Genomic DNA, 15,787 nt, shown 5'->3' with positions numbered 1-15,787 from the left:
GGAATTTAATGAATCATTTTCAAAATAAAGTTGTTTTAATTACGGGAGGTAGTAGAGGTATTGGCCGTGCAATTTCGATGGCATTTGCTAAAGAAAAAGCAACAGTCATTATTAATTACAAAACAAATGATAGTGCTGCAAATGAGACAGTTCAAGAATGCAAAAGTTTAGGTGCCAACGTGGAAGCTATAAAATCTGATATTAGCAATAAAGAAGAAGTTCGAGATATGATGAAATATATTATTAATAAATACGGAAAAATTTCATGTTTAATCAATAATGCCTTTGCTCCATTCACATTTGATGCCGAAAATCGACAAATGGCAGATGAAGTTTCTTGGGAAGATTATGATTCACAATTCCAAGGTGCTGTTAAATACGCTTATAATACTATCCACTATTGCCTACCTTATCTTAAAGAGGAAGTAGACAGTTCAATTATTAATATTTCAAGTAACTTAACTAAGCGTCCTATCATACCATATCATCAATATAATATTGCTAAATCAGCATTAGAGAGTTTTACCAAAAACCTTGCAATGGACTTAGGACGATATAACATTCGTGTTAATTGCATTGCACCTGGATTAGTATATCCAACCAATGGGACGTACAACACTAAAGAAAAACTAAAAGAAGACATGATAACTCAAACGCCATTAGGCAGAATCGCAACTCCAGAAGATATCGCAGGACCGACTCTATTTTTAGCGTCAGCATGGAGTCAGTTTATGACGGGACAAGTTTTATACGTTGATGGTGGTTTCACTATTTAATTTCTCAGCATATTGTTACTCGTACAACTACAGTTTTCTAATTTTCAAAAAGGGTATTTAAATAGATAAGATATTTGATTAGGAGGCTAGTTTATGAGTACGAAAACAGCGTTAGTAGTCGTTACAAGTGTTTCAAAATATCCAGATATGAATCGTCCGACTGGACTATGGTTCGGTGAAGTGGTGCATTTCGCAGATGTATTATATAAAAATGGTTATGAAGTGCACTATATTAGTCCTGAAGGTGGCTATACTGCTATTGACCCACAAAGTTTACAAGAAGATATGATGACAGATTTAGATTGGAAATACTATCAAGATAAAGACTTCATGACACGGCTTGGTCATACTGTAACGCCAGATGCAGTTAAAGCTGAAAATTATGATGTTATTTATTATGCTGGTGGTCACGGTACAATTTGGGACTTTAAAGATAATAAAGATTTACAAAGATTAACACGTGAAATCTATGAAAATAACGGTACGGTTTCATCTGTATGTCACGGTGCGATTGGCTTATTAAATGTTAAAGACAGTGAAGGCCGTAACATTATCGACGGTAAAACAGTTACCGGTTTCTCAAATAGTGAAGAACAAGCCGTTGGTTTAGCGGATAAAGTGCCTTATTTAACTGAAGATGAACTTAAAAATCGTGGTGCTAACTACGAACAAGGTGACAATTGGAATGAATTTGCGGTAGCAGATGGCCGTATTATCACAGGCCAAAATCCACAATCTGGTAAAGCTGTTGCTGAAAAATTCTTAGAAACACAAAAATAGAATAAACTAAAATAGTTCCAGGCCAGTTATCACGGCTTGGAACTATTTTTAATATCTAAATTTAATCTTCTAAATAATCAAAGATAGGCTTTGGTTGGCCTAATGATAGATCTGCAATAATGTGTTGAGCGTCAACAATTTTCTTAACTGGAAAATCAGCTAATGGCGCCATTACGTGCTCGAATAATTGTAAACGTGCTGGGCTACGATATGCTTCTTTTAATTTAATGTCTGTGATTTGACTACGTGTTAATTCGCATACACGTAGGCTACCGTCATAATCACGGACTTGTTTTAACATGAATTGAGGTGCAGTTACACTTTTAAGCGCTTCTTGTTCATCCATTTTATGATGTTTATAACCCATTGTCGCTTGAGCAACGCGTAATGAGTTATAATCTAATGTTCCTACTAATACATCATTATCAACGTAAAGTTTAGGTTGTCCAGCTTTTTTAGGGAAAGCTGAAACTTCACGGCCACTTGCGATTGCAGCTTGGTTATTGACGTACATAGATAAATAGAATTCACCTTGTTCGCCGTTATACTCTACAGGAATCACTTGGCCAGCTTCTTGGTAACTGCCTAAACCTGTACTATCAGGCATGTTAATAACTTCAAATTTGATTTTATTGCTTGTTACTTTTAATGGTTCGGGAACCACTTTTTCTAACATTTCTCTATCAGTTTCATAAATAATGTTTAGATATTCACGATTTTTGAAAAAGATTTCAGTTGATTCAAATACTGGAGCATTAACTGGTGTGGATAATACCTGTTTTACTTCCTCTTTATTCATAAACTAACACTCCTAATACATTTATTAATCAAATAATTTTTCGAATTTTTTAATGCTTGTATCGAAATCAGGCACTTCTTTATTATCTTGTGCATTTGATACGATTTCTTGAATTAAGTCGTTCACTGGTGTATCCACGTTGTTTTCTTTACCTAATTTAGTTACAACACCATTGATATAGTTAATTTCTGTTGGACGTTGTTTTTGTAAGTCTTGTAACATACTAGCTTCTAATGATCTCATAGGCTCAATTGCTTTACGCATTTGATCGATTTGCTTATCAACGTCTGTAATTTCATCGTATCCACGATAATCTAACGCACTTAAGACTACGAAGTCGATACCAGCAGCTTTACCTACTTTAATAACCTCGTTAATTGCGTATAATGTTGCTTTAGCGCCAACTGGGTTATCTACTACATCACCGTATGTGCCACCAGTTGCTGCAGACATACCACTAAATGCACTATTAATGATTAATTTTGCCCATTTAGTTCCTGGTAAATTTTCAGAAATAGAGATACCACCGATTGGTTCTAACGCTTTTTGAATGCGTTGAATACGCTCAGTAACTTCTCCATTTAATTCACCAATTTCGATGGCATTCTTTTTAAATGTTTCGAATTCAGTTGTTAATTTAGATACACCTGGTTCAACAAATGTTGCACCAAACTCTACTGAACCTGCAACAATTTTTTCTTTAGGAATGATTTCTGTAATCACTTGTTCTGGCACACCGTTTTGTAATGATACAACGACGCCATCTTCAGTAAGGATTTCTTTAATTTTAGGAATTACATCATCATTAAATACTTGTTTTGTAAGTAATAATACAATGTCATATTTTGAATCAATTTGATCTGGTGTAATGGCATTCACTTTGTGAGTAGAATCAGTTTTACCAACAATATGTGCGCCATCTTTATTTAATTTATCTACATGCTCTTGGTTTACATCGATTAAATCTACATCTTGTGACGATTCAGATAAGAACGCTCCCATAATTGTTCCTAGTGAACCAGCACCATAAATAGCAATTTTCATTATTTATCACCCCAATACAATGATACCCGTTTAATTTATAAGAAAAAATATAGAAAAATGATATATTTATAAGGTACAGTTTATATATAAAGGAGAGACTTCATGGAATTATTACATTTAAGCTATTTTAAACACGTGGCTGAAAATTTAAGCTATACCCTTGCAGCACAAGAGTTATACGTCAGTCAACCTGCTCTAAGTATGACGATTAAGAAACTTGAAAAAGAATTAAATACGAAGCTATTTGTGAAAAATGGGCGTAATATCAGTCTTACAAAAAATGGGCATATTTTATATCAATCTGTAAATAAAATCTTTGATGAATTACAACGTGTAGAAAGAATTATAAGTGCTAATGAAGACATTAAACAGAAGACTGTTCATTTTGCGTCATCTCATAGTCGCTTAATGCCTTCTATTACTTTAAATCAATATATTGAATCGAATCCAGACAATAAATTCAACTTAGAAATTACTACTAACAAAACAATTATGAGTAAATTAATTTCTCATAATATTACGTTTGCGCTAAATTCCATTAAACTCTCTCACCCACTTATTCATTCAGAAAAAATCATTAATGAAGATATAGTACTTACTTATCCTAAAGATTTTGATAATAATTTAAATACAGATATCTTATACGATCCATTAATCTTTAAATCTTTTTTATTTTCTGCGCATAATCAAGAATATAATAAGATGATCAAAGACTTTTTAGATTATAAAAATATAAAAATACATAATACCAACTATGTAGATGATTATTTTGTATTTTCTTTATTAAAAAATAGAAGTTATTTTTCTTATATTCCAGCGTCGATTTGTAAGGAATTAAATTTACCTTACATTAAGAACCCATCATTTATTATTTCCAGCGCGATTTATCTTTCAACTTTAAAAAGTGTTGAACTTAATCAAGCAGATTTAAATATGTATAACTATATAAAAGAAGAATTAACGAAATACCAATCTTCTTTTGTCATTGAAAAGTAGCGCGAAAACTCAAAATTAAGACTGCCCGCATAGTTAAAAATATAAAAAAGGCAGCAAAGCTTCACTACTCAAGAAGCATTGCTACCTTTTCACTCATTCTTTTATTTTTACGAATTTGAATTTATTATTCTTCAACTTTTGTTAAGTCTTCTAAGATTAATTCTGAAGCGATTAAGCCACGATATTTTGCCCAACGTTCACGGTTAACTTCGTGTACGCGATTGTTTTTAACTGCTTCTACTTGTTTCCAAGCATCAGATTCTTTAAGGTTGTCATATTCTTTTTGATTATCGTTATCTAGCATTACAAAGATACGTTCTGGATTAAAGTTAGCTAGTTTATCTGTGTCTACTTTTAAGTAGTCTGCACCCATATAATCTGGTAATTGATTTTCATCATTTTCAGAAATAGAGCTATTGAAGCCAACTTTGCTTAAGAATTGACCTACATAAGAATCAGAAGCGTGCACATATAAGCCTTCGCTTGTAGGGACTGCTGCGATTGTTGATTTATCTTTATCAATTGTTACATCTTTACTTAGGTCTTCAACTTTTCTATCATGTTCTTCTACAACTTCGCGACCTTTATCTTCTTCTGATGCGATTTCAGCGATTTGTTTGAATACATCTACACTTTGTTCATAGTTTGCATCAAAGCTTTCTAATAAAACTGTTGGCGCAATTTGATTTAATTGATCAAAGATTTTTTCGTGTCTATTTTTATCCGCTAAAATGATTTGAGGTTCTGCTTTTTTGATAGCTTCAGTGTCTGGTTCTAAACGTGTACCTACTGAAGTATAGTTACCAATTGAATCTTTAATTGATGAGTCTAAATTATTTCCGTCGTTGTCGTCTGCGATACCAGTTACGTTAATATTTAATTTCGCTAATGCTTCTACAAATGAATATTCTAAAGCGACTGCTGATTCGATTGTATCTGGAACTTTTACTGTTACGCCATTTGATTGAATTTCTTTAGTCATAATTAAAAATCCCTCCGATTGAGAATCATTATTAATTCCTCTTACATTATTTGTATTGACGTTCAGAAAAGTTTTAAACATAAATCAAATTTAAATTATATTGTTAACAGGAGAATAACTAATGAATGTACATTCCCTCTCCCTTTTCAAAAAGAGAAAAATGGTATAAGAAAAGCCCATAAATGAACTTAAAAATCATTCATTTATGGACTGTTTAGAATTCATACTTAATCTTTAGTTGTATTAGGTGCTTTAAACGGCCACCAATTTCCTTTACCTAGTGTAGCTACTATAGATGGAATAAATAAAGGTAGAATGAGTAAGCTATATATTACTAAACCTATGATTAACACCGTCGCAATTTGCATTAATGTGTGTGCGCCGGATGTATAAAGCGCTGCAATCGTACCTACAATAATGATACATGCTGTCATGATGACTGAGCCCATTTTCTTCATAGCTGTCATAAGTGCCGTTTCACTATCTGTTGTTTCTATTTCTTCATTAAAACGATTCAATAAGAAGATAGCATAATCGATACCCAATGAGAATAATATCACTAAGCTGAAGAATGGTACGACGAGTAAGATGCCTTTCGCACCGAGCATCTCATTGAATAATAGATTAGCAAGACTCATTGAAACATAATATGTTATTAAGATGGAAGCCATCATATACAGTGGCATAATAATTGAACGTTTAAAGATAACTAAGATAATAAATGTGACGAGTGACATCAATATTATAACTTTTGTCATATCGTGATTAATCGTATTATCTAAGTCTGCATTTTGAGATGTAATGCCACCATATTTAATCGTACTATGTTCAAAACTTGTCTGATTGATTTGATTATTCACTGTATTTTTAATACTGTCTAGCGTTTTGAAAGCAGATTTAGAGTATGGATTTTTATCCAATTCCACGTTGAGTAAGACAACTTTTCCGTTATCTTCACTATATTGATTAATGGCTTTCTTCATTTGTTTCTCTTTAAGTGCCTCGTCAGAAATATACATTCCTGAGCGGTCCATATTTTTGTCTTTCGCCATATCATTTAAGTAAGATTGGATTTGTTTCTGACCTTTTATCACTTTTTTATTACCTTGTTGTGCTTGTTGTAAGCCTTGTGATAATTGGTTAGCTTGTTGGGTCATACTTTGTGTTGCTGCTTGTGGATTTTGTGATGCTTGTTGCATACTTTGTTGTACGTTACCAGGTTGAGTGTAAGGTTGCACATTGTTTTGCATCGTACCAAGTCCGTTATTTACTTTTCCTAAACCGTTATTAGCATCTGTTAATTTCTTCTGAATTTCATTGAGTTGATCAGAAGCAGATAATTGTTTAATAGGTTTGCCCACGGGACGTGTAATCGTGTTCACACCTTTTACGCCGTCTATCTTATTAATACTTCTAGATAATGTTTCGAGATCATTGAGACCTTTAGACGTTGTCAGTTTGTGATCATCTTTAATTGCAATCATCGCTGGGAAAGCTTCGCCCATTTCAAACTTATCTTTAATAATATTTAGTGCTTTAACAGAACCATAATCGTCGCTCACTTCATTCGTGTTATCATAAGTGATTTTGTTAGGTACGAAATAAATTAATGGTAAGGCTATAGCTAATGTAATTAAGATGATGAGGAAAGCATTTTTAATTGAAAATGCACCCATCTTACCCCAAAGTTTATTATCTTTATGACTTGTCGCTTTTTTACTTGGCCAAAAGACCTTGTCACCTAAAAGTACTAAAATGAGTGGTAAGAGTGTATAAATAACGATCATTAAACAAATCACACCGATACCTATACCAACGGCTGATCTGAATAAATCAAATTTAGCGAAGAAAATCACTAAGAAACTTGCGAAGATCGTTAAACCACAAAGTAAAATGGTTTTACCACCATGTACAAATGTATTATAAACAGCTGTCGTTTTATCATGCTCACCCAGTTCTTCCTTAAAACGATTGAGTAATAATATACAGTAATCTGTACCAATCCCAAATAGCAATGCAACTAAGAACGGTTGAATATAAATAGAGACTGGAAAATCAAAATATTTCACAAGAATTGCGATAATAGCTGAACCGAATATATATGAAATACCTACGATAAATAAAGGAATAAATGGTGTGACAACTGAACGGAATACAATAAATAAAATCACTAAAATTAATACGAACGTTACGATTTCTGTTTTTTGTAAGCCTTTATCAGTGCTTTTATTAATATCATTCGTCATTAAATCATTGTTCGTTAAGTATACACCGTCAAATTGATTATCTATTTTATTAATTTTGTCTGCTGTCGCTACTGATTTACTCGTATTCAGTTCTATTGGTAGCATGACTGTTTTCTTATCTTTTGAAACCATTTTATTAAAGGTTTCTTTATTTTCGTCAGGTGAAATAACACTGTCTACACCTTTTACGTTTTTAACTTTATCGATATAGTCATTTAACTGCTTACTACTTTTATCTTTTAATGGCTCTTTCAGATTAATGACTGCCACCATCGTATTGGAATTGGCACCAACATCTTTCAACATTTTTGTATATTGTTGAGATGTAGTATCGTCGGGTGGCTTAATTTCCCCATTTTCTTTTGCCAATTGAGATAAATTTGGCGCAAAAATCACTGTAAGAATGATGATTAATAATACAGCAATTGAAATGGGCCATTTAAATTTCAAAAATGTTTTCACCCTTAGTCCTCCTTATTTAAATAATGTTTCTGCGTTACTACCAAAGATATTATCTTTCTCCATATCACTAAATGCAGGGGTATCTTCAATATTTCTTTCCATTTTAGCTATCCAATCATTAGGCGCATAAAACGCATCTGAACCAAATAGAATATGTGCACTATCAGTCACTTCTTTTAGACTTGCAAATGTCGCCTCCCCAGTTGAAAGTCCTGTATCATAATAGAATCGTTTAATAAAATCGCTTGCAGAATGTGATATATGTTTGGTTGCTTTTAATCCTTGGCGATACGTATTAAACATTTTCGCATAGCGTATCGGATGCTTTGTCACTTCTTTAATGATTTCAGATTTACTATTAGTCATCACTGTTTTAACTCTATTTTTAGGATCTTGAGCGATATATTTTTGAGTTTCTAACGTGTTGTGGAGGCGCCATTCTAAATATGGTAGTGTCCCTCCAGCATGCGCTAAGATAAATTGAATATTAGGATAACGCTCTAATGTACCACTAAAGATTAGATTAGCCGCTGCGCGTGTCGTATTAAATGTAAATTCCTCAATAAAGTCTGCCACGACATATTGAGGTGGGGTAAAGTCTGACGTGTTAGAACTAGGATGAATGAATACTTTCGCATGACGTTGATCTAGAGCTTCCATTACCTTTTCAAATTGACTATTTCCAAGATAAGCATCTTCATAATTCGAGAATAATCCGACGCCATCTAACTTTAATACGTCTAATGCGTATTCAATTTCTTTAATTGTTTCTTTTACATGAGGCATGGGCAATAAGGCAAAGCTTCTAAATCTATCTGGATAATCTTGCTTTAATTGTGCTTGGTATTCATTGACCTGACGCGCCACTTTCAATGCTTTTTTTCTTTTAAACGGCATTGTTGCTGGCTCTGAAATAGAGGTATATCCTATATCGATTCCTAACTCGTCCATCATATCGATACTGTTTTGAGGCTCCCACTGTTTAATCGGATAACCACCGGCAGTTGTTACTCCAATTTTCTGTAATGCATCTCTATATACTTTCGGAATAATATGGTGATGAATATCTATTACTTTACGTCTTTTGTTCATAACACAATCCCCCTATATCTTTCTTTTGAACTCATACTCATTTTTTAATAGACGTTGTGTCTATTTAATAAATTACCACATCTTTTTAATTATTTCTCACTTTTAAATTAAGAAAAATACACTTAATAGACAAATTATATTTTTTTGTCCATTAAAAATTAATTAATAGACACATCATTATGTTTATAAAATACAAAAATCGGATTAATGCGTGTGTTTTGGTACACTTCTTCATTAATCCGATCATTTATAATTAATTTTATTATTTTTGAGAAATATTTTTATAAGTCCATTTACGCCATAACATTTCTAATGGACCTTGGCGATGGTGTGCTAGCCACCAATATGTTAGTAGAATGAACACTACTAGAATAGGTATACCGATATAAATGGCTTGTAATGGCGTAGGGTGTGGATAAGGGAATACAAAAGATAAGAATAAATCTAAGAAAATCATTTGAACTAAGAAATTCGTAAATGCTGTTTTCCCTAGTTTTTCAAAAGGTGTCATAATACGTTGAACACTTTTTCTATCAGTAATAAAGAGTAGAAGAATAAAATAAATGATACTTTGGAAAGGCGTCACCATATCTTCAACACTATACCAAGCAAAATGTGCATCCAATTGTTTTAATACTATGGCACCTATAATGACAATACTACTTATAGCTACCGTACTCATAAAGAATTTCTTGTATTCCTTGAATCTATAAATGATGACACTTTGTGATAAAAATAAGCCAAATGCCATTACACCTAAAAACATGACATCAACATTATTACTTTGAGGCGTCCATATTGTCATTACAATATTCGCGACAAGAAGTACGATTGATACCCATAATGTATAGCGTGCTTTAGGTAGTAAAAATAGGAACATCAAAATACATCCATAGATAGCGTATTGCGCGTATGGCAGTACTAAGATTAACCCTGGAATACCTACTACAAATAAGAAGATGAGTCGACGAAACATTAATTTAATAGGTGATAAATCTTTTTTACGTGCATTATTCATGAAAATGCCCATACCTATACCAAACAATAAAGTAAACAACGTAATAAAACGCATATCTATAAACATAGCAAAGAATTGTTTAATAAAGTGATCTATTTGTGTGAAATGGGGTTGTTTCTCCCCTTCCATAATAGGCATAATCTCTCTTACATTCGCAAATAGAACAATCGCAATCGCAAGTCCTCGAATAATATCTAATCCGATAATACGTTTTTGATTCATAACATAACCTCCTTACCTTTTATGGTAGGAGCTTAAAGATAAAGGTGCATTTATCTAATCTTACATTTGAAAGCTACTTCTTTCACTTTTGAAAGTTGTTTAATTTAAGTATTTACAGTTACTTAGTTATTCAAAAAATCGGACCATAACGTTTACGTCTTGGCCCGATTTCATTTAACTTTATTTTAATCTTATTGCTAATTACTATCTTTTATTTCTCTAAAAATCCATTAGGATAAACCATGACTTTCAAAGCGTCACCTTTACTTGTACGTGTTAATTCCATCGCTTGTTTTGTATCATCAAGTTCAAATTGATGTGTAAATAATGAATCAATGTCTGCATCTGTTGTACTTAAGATTTGGATACCTTGGGGGTACGTATTTGCATATCTAAATACGCCGACAATATTGATTTCATGGTTAGCGATAAATGGTACGTTAATTTCATTCATATCTTCTTGTGGTAAGCCAACGATTGCTAATGTACCGCCATCTTTTAATGAATTTAATGCGCTTCTTAAAGCAATTGGATTACCTGCTGTTTCAATCGCATAGTTAACGCCTTGGCCGTCTGTTAATTCTTTAATACGTTCTACAACATCTTCGTTTTTAATATTAATTGTTGTCGTTGCGCCTAAACGTTTTGCGGCTGCTAGACGGTTCTCTTCTAAATCTGAAACGATAATGTTTGTAGCGCCGTATGCTTTCGCGGCTACCACTGCCATTAAGCCTACTGGACCCATTCCCATGATTACCACTGTTGAACCTGGTTTAATATCTGCACGTTTACATGCTTGTAAACCTACTGAGAAAGGTTCAACTAATGTCGCTTGTTCATATGTAACTGAGTCTGGTAAGTGATAAATGAAGTCTGCTGGATGACTCACATATTCGCAGAACGCACCATCATAAGGTGGTGTCGCCATAAATTCCATGTGTGGACATAAGTTATATTTACCAGATTTACAATATTCGCATTCACGACAAGGTTCACCTGGTTCAATTGCTACGCGATCGCCTACTTTGAAATCAGTCACTTCATCCCCAACTTGAGCGACCATACCTGCACATTCATGTCCTAAAACGATTGGTTTTTCAACTACGAATTCACCTACACGACCATGTGCATAATAATGAACGTCTGAACCACATACGCCTACTGCCATCATTTTGATTAAGACATCTTTAGGTCCGACTGACGGTACGTCTCTTTCAATAATTTCAATATCATACGGTTCATGCATTAATGCAACTTTCATTTTTTCTGGAATTGATTCACTCATTTCAAACATCCTCCTGTATTTAAGCAAGGTCTGGACAAAAGCGTTTTGGATTTGAGCAGAATCGAACGATGAGCAAAATTGTTTCTCAAATTTTGTCGAGTCGTGAATCCCCAACTTGCTTTGCTTGTAGAATTTCTGAATGAAATTCTCTGTGTTGGGGCCCCGCTACCTAAAATCCTGCTTTTGGGAAGCTAAAGCAAAACAGTTATTTTTAATAACTAGTTTTACTTACTTAGAAACCATTAGTTTCTAAGTTCTACTTTAGAGTTTCCCAGGACATAAGTTCTTTTAATCGCAGCCTCTATGTTTATGTATCTCTCCTTTATTTTTCCACTGAAAAGGATTTGTGTAAACGATTTCACAAATATTTTGATAGTAAATTTAAACAAAAATAATTAATTCACAATAATTTTTTGGATAATAAAAAAACTCGCTACTTTATAAGATAGCGAGTAACAAATTAAGCCATTATTTACTTTCAATTTTTAAAATGTAAGTAAGCCAGTTTCCAAATTCACAGCATAAATGATATTGATGTTGATGTATCATATAGTCTGGTAAAATTGCTGGAAATTCAACTAATGCTTTAAAACGAAAGCCATTATTTTCATTGCGAATTTGATGACGCATACCGCCTATGATAGTGCCGTTTTTCAATTTAGCGACGCCTGGTAATTCAATTTGGTAATCTTCCGACATGCGAGATTTAAGTTTTGTTTCATCATTATAATGAGCAAAGAAACGCGTTAGTAACGGACTGCCTCCTGTAGTTTCAAGCACTTCTTGAATTTCTGTAGTAATGCCTTCAAGTACATAATGATCCGGATTAACTTTTACATTAATTTCATCATGTTCAGGCGTCTTTTGCATCATTATTCGGTCTAAAGCATCCATTATTTCCCGAGCATTTAAATGACTATTAGACACAGCTATTTCAACTGTACTCATTTTGCGTTGTCCAAACGATAACTTAGTCGCTATTGCTGATATTAAGTTACCTACTGTATATTTTAATTCCATTGATTTTCTTAGTTTTGAAAAGGTGATGTTTAGTTTAGCTTGAACAATTTCCTGTTTCATTTTATCTAAATCATTATTTTTAACCCATGTTTTGACATCTTTATTGAACTGAGCTTCAGGATATTTCGATAAATATTTATAAACATGTTTTAAACGTTTTGTTTCCCATTTATTTACTTTCTTTTGAGTTACTTGCGTACCGTTAATGTAAAATAGCATATTTGTTATTATATTCTCACACTCTCTATCTGTTTTTCATTTTCATAATAACAGAATATAAGCTACGAAATTATATAAAATTAGCCCACTTCCCATAAAATGAGAAGCGAGCCTCTTATCTTACATATTACCAATTGATAAATATTTCGTTTCTAAGTAAGGTTCGATACCTTCTGTACCACCTTCACGGCCGTAACCACTTTCTTTCATGCCACCAAATGGCGCATGTGCTGCTGATGGACCGCCATCATTCCAACCGATAACGCCATAATCAAGCGAATTATATAAGTGGAAGCCTGTGCGATAATCATTTGTAAAGAAGTAAGCAGCTAAGCCAAATTGCGTATCATTCGCCATTTGAATCGCATCTTCTAAGTCAGAGTACGTTGCGATAGGTACGATTGGGCCAAACGTTTCTTCTTGCATTGCTAACATGTCTTGGTTCGCATTTGATATGACAACGGGTTTCAAGAAGTTACCACCAAGTTCTTGAGCGTCTTCTAATGAGCGAGATAATTTCGCACCTTTAGATTCTGCATCTTTCAATTGGTTTACAACTTTTTCTACGCCATCTTTATTGATAAGTGGACCAATTGTAACGCCTTCGTCCATACCGTTACCCACTTTTAAATTATGGACTTTTTGTGTTAATTGTTCAGTAAATGCTTTCTCAACCGCTTTATGCACATAAACACGGTTTGCGCAGATACAAGTTTGACCTGCATTACGAAATTTAGACGCAATGGTTTGATCTACTGCATATTCAATATCAGCATCTTCGTGAACGATTAATGGTGCTAGTCCGCCTAGTTCCATTGTTACATTTTCAACAGATTCTGCAGCCTGGGCGATCAATTTCTTACCGACGTCAGTTGAGCCAGTAAATGTGACTTTCTGCATGATTGGATGTTTCGTGAACAGTTCTCCAGCATCTTTACCAGACATGACTACATATTGCACCGCATCTTCAGGAATACCCGCTTCGTGTGCAAGTTCGATTAAACGAATAGTAGTTAAAGGTGTTTGTGTGGCTGGTTTACATACAATCGTACAACCTGCAGCTAACGCTGGCGCAATCTTACGTGTAATCATTGCTGCCGGGAAGTTCCATGGTGTAATCGCACCTACTACGCCCACTGGGAATTTCTTCACAATGATATTTTTATCAGGCGTATTGCCAGGAATCGTACGTCCGTAAATACGTTTCGCTTCTTCGGCATACCAAGATACATATGAATTAGCATAATCTACTTCACCTTGTGCTTCTTTTAACGGTTTACCACCTTCTTTAGTAATCAGTTCGGCTAATTCATCTTTGTGTTCGTTGATAAGTGAGAACCATTTATATAATTTATCAACACGTTCATGTGCATCTACTTCTCTCCAAGATTTAAATGCCTCATGTGCCTTCTCAATTTGTTGTTTCGCCGTCGCTTCATCTGTATACTCTAACGTTTCAATTACTTCATTAGTTGCTGGATTTAATACTTCTAATGATGCCACTATAAGCCACCCCTTTTAAAATGATTGATATAAGTATATACCCGTATATTTTAATAATCTAGCAAGTCACTACAAATATAATTATCAGAAAAATCTGATAATTATATTAACAATTGTTCCTTTTAATGGTATTATTTATCTAACTTATTTGAAGAAAGGAGTGTGCCTATGTTAAACGAACCAATTATTTCAGCTACAGTTCTATTTGCACTTTTAGCTTTTGGTGAAATTTTATCGACTTTAACAAAAGCACGTATTCCAATGCTATTGACAGCAATGATCAGCTTTTTACTACTTAAATGGGCAGGAATACTACCCGCTTCTATATTAAAATCAGCAATTCTTCCTTCACTAGGTGCTATTGCTATCGCTCCAGCAATCATGCATATGGGTACGATGATGCCTCTCTCTACTTTAAAAAAACAGTGGAAAGCTGTGATTATATCTTTTAGTGGAATTATTGGCTCGACATTTTTTATATTAACCATCGTTACATTCGTATTCGACTTTAGAACGGCAGCTTCAGGTGTAGGCCCTATAGCAGGAGGACTAGTGGCTTTACTCATTACTATCGATAAGCTTAAAGAGTTACATTTAGAGTATTTAATTGTTTTACCTGCTCTAGTTCAAGGTTTACAAGCTGTCATTGGTTTACCCCTAAGTTCTTTATTTATGAAAAGGTATGGAGAATACTACTTAGAACATAATTTCCGTAATACTAATTCGGTTAAAAACACAATAAATGACAATGAAAATAAAAATAGTTTTCACACTCGTTTTCCCATTTTGCAAAACAATATTTTGCGACTCTTTATAATGTTTTTCCTTGCTACAATCGCTTTCATAATTGGAAATTATACACATATTCATTATTCTTTAATTTGCTTATTCTTTGGTATTTTAGGTTTTAAATTTGGCTTATTTGAACAGGCTGAACTTGAACACAATAAATCTTTCACTATCCTAGTGGTTTCAATTATGCTAATTGTTATTGGTTCATTGGGCAACGTAACGCCTAAAGACCTATTTGAAAATTTACCTGCTATCGCTCTCATTTTATTCATTGGGGCCATGGGAATTTTAATTGGCGGTTCAATCGCAGCTAGAATAGTAGGTTGGAAATATACTAAAGCACTTCCTGTAGCATTAACAGCTCTTTATGGCTTCCCAGGTGATTATTTACTTTGTGTCGAAGTCAGTCGTTCTGTTGCTAATAATGAGGAAGAACAAGAAGCGTTATTTAAAGAATTACTGAGTCCTATGTTGATTGGTGGTTTTACTACTGTAACTATAGCTTCAGTCATTTTAACAGGAATCATAATGAATTTTATGCATTAAAAAGG

The 15,787-nt window shown here is 33.6% G+C and carries 13 protein-coding genes; 4 read left to right on the top strand and 9 right to left on the bottom strand.

Annotated elements, in window-relative coordinates; translation table 11 throughout:
* Window positions 1-8: 8 nt before the first annotated feature.
* Both MT340_RS00735 and MT340_RS00730 read left to right on the top strand, forming a co-directional pair.
* A complete protein-coding gene (locus tag MT340_RS00735) occupies window positions 9-776 on the top strand; it encodes an SDR family oxidoreductase (protein ID WP_243588338.1) in 768 nt (255 codons plus the stop codon).
* A gap of 93 nt (window positions 777-869) precedes the next feature.
* Entirely contained in the window at window positions 870-1,556 is a 687-nt protein-coding gene (locus MT340_RS00730; RefSeq protein ID WP_243588337.1) for a type 1 glutamine amidotransferase domain-containing protein, read from the top strand.
* Between the two features lie 61 nt (window positions 1,557-1,617).
* Here MT340_RS00730 and MT340_RS00725 read toward each other — a convergent pair whose 3' ends face one another.
* Window positions 1,618-2,355, bottom strand: a complete 738-nt coding sequence (locus MT340_RS00725) for an acetoacetate decarboxylase (RefSeq protein ID WP_242239612.1) — start codon at window positions 2,353-2,355, stop codon at window positions 1,618-1,620.
* A gap of 24 nt (window positions 2,356-2,379) precedes the next feature.
* A complete protein-coding gene (locus tag MT340_RS00720; RefSeq protein WP_243588336.1) occupies window positions 2,380-3,399 on the bottom strand; it encodes a ketopantoate reductase family protein in 1,020 nt (339 codons plus the stop codon).
* Between the two features lie 102 nt (window positions 3,400-3,501).
* Here MT340_RS00720 and MT340_RS00715 point away from each other — a divergent pair, with 102 nt between their 5' ends.
* Window positions 3,502-4,395: a LysR family transcriptional regulator gene (locus tag MT340_RS00715; protein WP_243588335.1), complete on the top strand. Its 894-nt coding sequence runs from the start codon at window positions 3,502-3,504 to the stop codon at window positions 4,393-4,395.
* A 124-nt stretch (window positions 4,396-4,519) separates the two neighbouring features.
* On the opposite strand, the gene MT340_RS00710 is transcribed toward MT340_RS00715, so the two are convergent.
* From MT340_RS00710 to MT340_RS00680, 7 genes are all read right to left on the bottom strand, one after another.
* The gene (locus MT340_RS00710; RefSeq protein WP_243588334.1) at window positions 4,520-5,377 is read right to left on the bottom strand and encodes an ABC transporter substrate-binding protein; all 858 of its coding nucleotides are present in this window, start codon (window positions 5,375-5,377) and stop codon (window positions 4,520-4,522) included.
* A gap of 227 nt (window positions 5,378-5,604) precedes the next feature.
* Window positions 5,605-8,085, bottom strand: coding sequence for an MMPL family transporter (locus MT340_RS00705; protein ID WP_243588333.1), 2,481 nt, complete (start codon window positions 8,083-8,085; stop codon window positions 5,605-5,607).
* A 12-nt stretch (window positions 8,086-8,097) separates the two neighbouring features.
* Window positions 8,098-9,177, bottom strand: coding sequence for an amidohydrolase family protein (locus MT340_RS00700; protein WP_243588332.1), 1,080 nt, complete (start codon window positions 9,175-9,177; stop codon window positions 8,098-8,100).
* 262 nt (window positions 9,178-9,439) lie between these two features.
* Window positions 9,440-10,417 carry a DUF418 domain-containing protein gene (locus MT340_RS00695; protein WP_243588331.1) on the bottom strand — a complete coding sequence of 326 codons (978 nt, stop codon included), beginning with the start codon at window positions 10,415-10,417 and terminating at the stop codon, window positions 9,440-9,442.
* Between the two features lie 211 nt (window positions 10,418-10,628).
* Complete coding sequence (locus MT340_RS00690) at window positions 10,629-11,702, bottom strand: NAD(P)-dependent alcohol dehydrogenase (RefSeq protein WP_243588330.1); 1,074 nt, start codon at window positions 11,700-11,702, stop codon at window positions 10,629-10,631.
* Window positions 11,703-12,170: 468 nt separating this feature from the next.
* Window positions 12,171-12,941 (bottom strand): hypothetical protein, encoded by a 771-nt coding sequence (locus MT340_RS00685; protein ID WP_243588329.1) that lies wholly within the window; start codon window positions 12,939-12,941, stop codon window positions 12,171-12,173.
* A gap of 120 nt (window positions 12,942-13,061) precedes the next feature.
* Complete coding sequence (locus tag MT340_RS00680) at window positions 13,062-14,444, bottom strand: NAD-dependent succinate-semialdehyde dehydrogenase (protein WP_284120864.1); 1,383 nt, start codon at window positions 14,442-14,444, stop codon at window positions 13,062-13,064.
* Between the two features lie 168 nt (window positions 14,445-14,612).
* On the opposite strand from MT340_RS00680, the gene MT340_RS00675 reads away from it, so the two are divergent.
* Window positions 14,613-15,782 (top strand): hypothetical protein, encoded by a 1,170-nt coding sequence (locus MT340_RS00675; RefSeq protein WP_243588328.1) that lies wholly within the window; start codon window positions 14,613-14,615, stop codon window positions 15,780-15,782.
* Window positions 15,783-15,787: the final 5 nt, after the last annotated feature.

It is taken from the genome of Staphylococcus sp. NRL 16/872, assembly GCF_022815905.2.
In the GTDB taxonomy this organism is placed as follows: domain Bacteria; phylum Bacillota; class Bacilli; order Staphylococcales; family Staphylococcaceae; genus Staphylococcus.
This window is presented reverse-complemented; position numbering and strand designations above follow the sequence as displayed.

Bases quoted from the DNA above. Each gene is read 5' to 3' on its own strand.
- MT340_RS00700 (WP_243588332.1), bottom strand. From the start codon at position 9,177: ATGAACAAAAGACGTAAAGTAATAGATATTCATCACCATATTATTCCG.
- MT340_RS00735 (WP_243588338.1), top strand. From the start codon at position 9: ATGAATCATTTTCAAAATAAAGTTGTTTTAATTACGGGAGGTAGTAGA.
- MT340_RS00690 (WP_243588330.1), bottom strand. From the start codon at position 11,702: ATGAGTGAATCAATTCCAGAAAAAATGAAAGTTGCATTAATGCATGAA.
- MT340_RS00730 (WP_243588337.1), top strand. From the start codon at position 870: ATGAGTACGAAAACAGCGTTAGTAGTCGTTACAAGTGTTTCAAAATAT.
- MT340_RS00720 (WP_243588336.1), bottom strand. From the start codon at position 3,399: ATGAAAATTGCTATTTATGGTGCTGGTTCACTAGGAACAATTATGGGA.
- MT340_RS00710 (WP_243588334.1), bottom strand. From the start codon at position 5,377: ATGACTAAAGAAATTCAATCAAATGGCGTAACAGTAAAAGTTCCAGAT.
- MT340_RS00725 (WP_242239612.1), bottom strand. From the start codon at position 2,355: ATGAATAAAGAGGAAGTAAAACAGGTATTATCCACACCAGTTAATGCT.
- MT340_RS00715 (WP_243588335.1), top strand. From the start codon at position 3,502: ATGGAATTATTACATTTAAGCTATTTTAAACACGTGGCTGAAAATTTA.
- MT340_RS00685 (WP_243588329.1), bottom strand. From the start codon at position 12,941: ATGCTATTTTACATTAACGGTACGCAAGTAACTCAAAAGAAAGTAAAT.
- MT340_RS00675 (WP_243588328.1), top strand. From the start codon at position 14,613: ATGTTAAACGAACCAATTATTTCAGCTACAGTTCTATTTGCACTTTTA.
- MT340_RS00695 (WP_243588331.1), bottom strand. From the start codon at position 10,417: ATGAATCAAAAACGTATTATCGGATTAGATATTATTCGAGGACTTGCG.